4 protein-coding genes and 1 tRNA gene are annotated in these 4202 nt (G+C 70.2%); 4 read left to right on the top strand and 1 reads right to left on the bottom strand.

Going from position 1 to position 4202, the window contains the following annotated elements:
- Both D180_RS09900 and D180_RS09895 read left to right on the top strand, forming a co-directional pair.
- Nucleotides 1-459, top strand: a 459-nt coding sequence (locus D180_RS09900; protein ID WP_017912668.1) for a 4Fe-4S dicluster domain-containing protein, incomplete at its 5' end; no start/stop codon positions are given.
- A 136-nt stretch (nt 460-595) separates the two neighbouring features.
- A tRNA-Gly gene (locus D180_RS09895) sits at nt 596-671 on the top strand.
- A 145-nt stretch (nt 672-816) separates the two neighbouring features.
- On the opposite strand, the gene D180_RS09890 is transcribed toward D180_RS09895, so the two are convergent.
- Nucleotides 817-1263, bottom strand: a complete 447-nt coding sequence (locus tag D180_RS09890) for a DUF4087 domain-containing protein (RefSeq protein WP_226978618.1) — start codon at nt 1261-1263, stop codon at nt 817-819.
- Nucleotides 1264-1610: 347 nt separating this feature from the next.
- Between D180_RS09890 and D180_RS09885 the strand changes: the two genes are divergently transcribed.
- Together D180_RS09885 and D180_RS09880 are read left to right on the top strand one after the other, a co-directional pair.
- Nucleotides 1611-3281, top strand: a complete 1671-nt coding sequence (locus tag D180_RS09885) for a hypothetical protein (protein WP_017912667.1) — start codon at nt 1611-1613, stop codon at nt 3279-3281.
- Between the two features lie 98 nt (nt 3282-3379).
- On the top strand, nt 3380-4202 hold an 823-nt coding region (locus D180_RS09880; protein WP_043090738.1), incomplete at its 3' end, for a DUF3142 domain-containing protein.

Here is a 4202-nt window from a genome sequence, read left to right as displayed (position 1 = left end):
GGCGCCCGCGCCTGCGGCACTGGCAGCATCGCCCAGCGCGGGCGGCGCCTGCTCGACCCCGTCACCGCCCGCGACTATGCCGTGCGCGCCAGCATCGCCCAGCTCGCCGGCCAGGGCGGCAGCCGCGGCGAGGCCCTGGCCGCGTATGCCGGCACCCTGCCCAAGTTCAGCGCCGAACAACTCGGCGACTGCGTGGCCTGCGACGCCTGCGTACAGGCCTGCCCGGCCGGCATCGATCCGCGCAATGGTGCGCATTACGCCTGCACCGCCTGCGGCGCGTGCGTCGAGGCCTGCGACCGCAGCATGGATCGCCACGGTTTCGCCCGCGGCCTGTTGCGTCTTGCCGGTGCCAATGCCATCAATCGCCAGCCGCGGCACTGGTGGCGCCGGCCGCGGCTGCTGGGCGGCGCCGCCACGCTGCTGGCGGCGTTGCTGGCGTGGTGGTGGCTGGCGGCGTGAGCCGGGCCGAGTCGACCGTGGCGACTCATAGGGCGCGGCGGAACCGCTGTCGCCCCCTGGGGGCAGCGACGGACATTTTTTTGCAACGAAGGGCTAGCGCACCTGCTGGCAGGCGTGTAGAATGCGCGGCTCCCAAGCGGGAATAGCTCAGTTGGTAGAGCGCAACCTTGCCAAGGTTGAGGTCGCGAGTTCGAGTCTCGTTTCCCGCTCCAAATAGCGTCACTTGCCTTCTACGATGCAAGTGAACCATTGAAAAAAGGAGCCCAGGCTCCTTTTTTCGTTTTCGCGCTCTGCGGACTCGACAGCGACGCTGCCCGAATCAGCGCCGATCCGCCAATCCGCCGCGCAGCGAACCTCTTACTTCAGCGGATTCTCCGGCTCCCTGCCCCGCAGTGCCTTGTCCTGCCGGCAGGTCTTCAAGGGCTGGGCCGTCGCCGACTCGATCGCGGTCACCTCGCGGGTGTCGTCGCGCGCATGCACCTTCAGGCAGGCGCAGCCGTAGCCGGCGCTGCCCGTCCCGGTCGCCACCCAGCGCGCCTGGGAGAACGTCGGCCATGTGCCCTCGGCCTGGTGCCCGCCCTGCTGGCCGACCGTCCACTCGCCGGCCTTGTCCACGAGCGTGGCGTTGCCTGGCGAGGGATTGTCGAACCAGCCGCAGCGCGTGACGGCGCCGGCAGGCGGCGCGGCATCGGAGACAGCGCACCGGCCGGTCATGGCAACCAGGGCCGCACCGAACACGCTTGCGAAACGCAAAACAGGTCGCGATGGATTCATGACATCAGGATCGAGGGACGAGACCGGCATCATCGCAAATCGGCGCCTGCCGGCGCTGCCGGGAGGCCAAGACACAGCGCTGATACCGCCTCTCCTGTTCGATGCGATGCCGCCGCGCGATCGCAGTGCCGTCGTGTGTCCGTTCTACGACCTGTCCTGGTTCGACACCGTCGGCCGCCAGCGGTTCGTGCAGTACAAGCAGCGCTTCTGGGCGGCGGCGCCGTAGCGGCGATGCAGCGTCGCCGGCGCCGGGCGCACCGCGGTCGCGGTAGGGAAAACCGCAGCTGGCTCGTCTATCTACCGCAACGTCGCCCTGCGGGAGACGCTGCCGCGCGCTGCTGCCGGGTCCCGCACCGTCTTTCCAGAGCATCCGCTGCATGCAGACCCTGATCCAACGCGGCATGGCCGCCCTTCGCCAGGACAACGTCGACGGCCTGTACAGGCTGTGGTCCGGCACGACCGTGCTCAACCATCTGCAGGAGGCCGACCTCGATGTGCTGATGCAGCGCTGCGACGCCCGGATCCAGGCAGCGCCGGGCGACCCGGCGCCATGGCGGCTGAAGTGCCTGATCTACCTCGACCGCAGCGCGCACTTCACCAGCGACCGCCGGCAGGCGCTGCGCACCGTCGCCGAGTGGGCCGGACGCGCGATCGGCCTGGCCCCGCACGACGCCGAGGCGCACCGCCTGCTCGGCAGCGCGCACTACTGGCTGGACGAACCCGCATCGGCGATCAGCGCCTACCGCAACGCCCACGCGCTGCAGCCGCAGGTGGACCTGCAGGTCCGCCTGTTCGAGATGGAATCGCTGCCTGCCGGGCAGTCGCCGCAGCTGCTGCAGCTGGACTTCCGCGACGGCAACGCCTGCCACTACTACAGCGCCGGCGTCTCCATCGGCAAATGGAAACACGCCGGGATGGAGCCGGCCGATGCCGGCTACGTCGACGCGGTGCAGTTCGCCCTCTACGAGCACGGCACCACGCTGTTCCGGCAAGCCCTGGAACTGGGCGAGGCCGCCACCTGCAACACCGACCCCCATACCTTCGCGATGTGCTGCAACAACCTCGGCCTGCTGTACCTGGACCGGGGCCTGTACGCGCAGGCGCAGGCCATCCTCGAAGAAGGGCTGCGCCACAGCCAGTTCCAGTTCCTGTACCAGAACCTACGCGAGGCCTATCGCCAGCAGGGCATGCGCGCCGAGGCCGCGGATCTGGCGCTGACCCTGATGATGGACTACGAACTGGACACGCCGCTGTTCCTGGATTGCGCGCAGGCGGCATGCAGCCATCTCAACCGCGTCGGCCGCCATGCCGACGTGCTGGAAATCGCCGACGCGGCGCAGGAAGAGTTCGAGGCACTGCCCGACCAGGCCCAGGCCGATCCGGAACTGCTGCGGATGTATGCGCTGGTGCAGGCCCACCACCGTCTCACCGCGACGCGTGCCCTGGGCCGGCTGCAGCCGGAGCATGTGGATACCGCCCTGTCGCAGGCGGCAGCGGAGGCGAATCCGCACGACCTGGACACGCTGTTCGTGCACGCCAGCGCACTCGGCGAGGCGCGCGACTACCCGGCCGCGGTCGATGCCTACGCCTCTCTGATCGCCGAGGGCACGCAGCAGCAGGACCTGCAGGCGCTCAAGCGCGCGCGGCACGGACGCGGCTACCTGCTGCTGTACCATCTGCCCGACGCCAAGGCCGCACTGCAGGACTTCCTCGCCGTGCAGCGCGACGGCACGGACGACTTCTACACGCACTACTACCAGGCCAACTGCCATTACGTGCTCAAGGACTACCGCAGCGCACTGCCGGCCTGCGACGCGGCACGCGCCCTGCTCGACGACGCCGTGGTGCAGGCGGATCCCGGCTCGGCGGCGCAGCTGTACATGATGGAAGCCAATTGCCACATGAACCTCGGTGCCTATCCCGCGTCGGTCGCCGCCTTCGAGCGCTCGCTGGCGCTGCACGAACGTGCGGACGTGCGCGAGAGCTACGAGCTGGCCCGGCAACTGGCCGCCAAGCCGAAGAAGCGGCTGTTTGGGCTGTTCTCGTGATCGCCAGCGCATGAGCCACGCTTCGCACACTGCTCGCGCGAAAATCCAGTGGCAACGCTGCGGCCGCGTGTGGCCGCGCGTGTCCTGACCCGGCCGTCGTGTCGCTGCGCTGCGCGCTGCTCGGGCTGAGTCTGCTGCTTGGTGGCTGTGCGGCATCGGCCCCGACGCCGCTGCAACACCAGGTCTACGTCTGGCAGCGGCAATGGAGTGGCGCGCACGCGGTAGTGCTGGCACAGACCCGCGCGGACTTCTCGACGTTGCGCGTACTCGCGCTGCAGGCGCATCCGCGCGCCGGCTGGGGCCCCGCCGCGGTGGATCTGCGGCAGCTCGCCGCCGATGGCCGCCCGGTGATCGCGGTGGTGCGGCTGGACGGGCAATTGCCGCAACTGGACGCGACGCGCATCGACGCCGAGGTGCTGCACGTGGTGCGCACTTGGCGCACCGCCGGCGTGGCACTGCGCGGCGTGGAGATCGACCACGACTGCGCCACCGCGCGGCTGCCCGCCTATGCGGCGCTGCTGCGGCAACTGCGCGGCGCGCTGCCGGCGGACCTGGCGCTGAGCATCACCGCCCTGCCCGCCTGGCTGGACAGTCCGGCACTGACCGCAATGCTGCGCACGGTCGACAGCTCGGTGCTGCAGGTGCATGCGGTGAACGCACCGACGGCCGGCCTGTTCGATCCGGTGCAGGCGCGACGCTGGGCCGACCGTTACGCCCAGCGCAGCGCCACGCCGTTCTGGCTGGCCCTGCCCGCCTACGGCGTGGCCCTGATCGACGGCACCGACGCCGACGCTGCACCGCTGATCGAAAGCGAGGCGCCGCTGGCGGCGAGCGGCGCACGCCGCGAACTGCAGGTGTCGCCACAGCAGCTCGCCGCCTTCGTCGATGCGCTGCGCGCCCACCGCCCGCCGCGCCTGGCCG

This window comes from Xanthomonas sp. SHU 166 (genome assembly GCF_000364685.1).
GTDB classification, from domain to species: Bacteria; Pseudomonadota; Gammaproteobacteria; order Xanthomonadales; family Xanthomonadaceae; genus Xanthomonas_A; species Xanthomonas_A sontii.
Note: the sequence above shows the minus strand (reverse complement) of the source record. Positions and strands in the feature narration are given on the sequence as shown.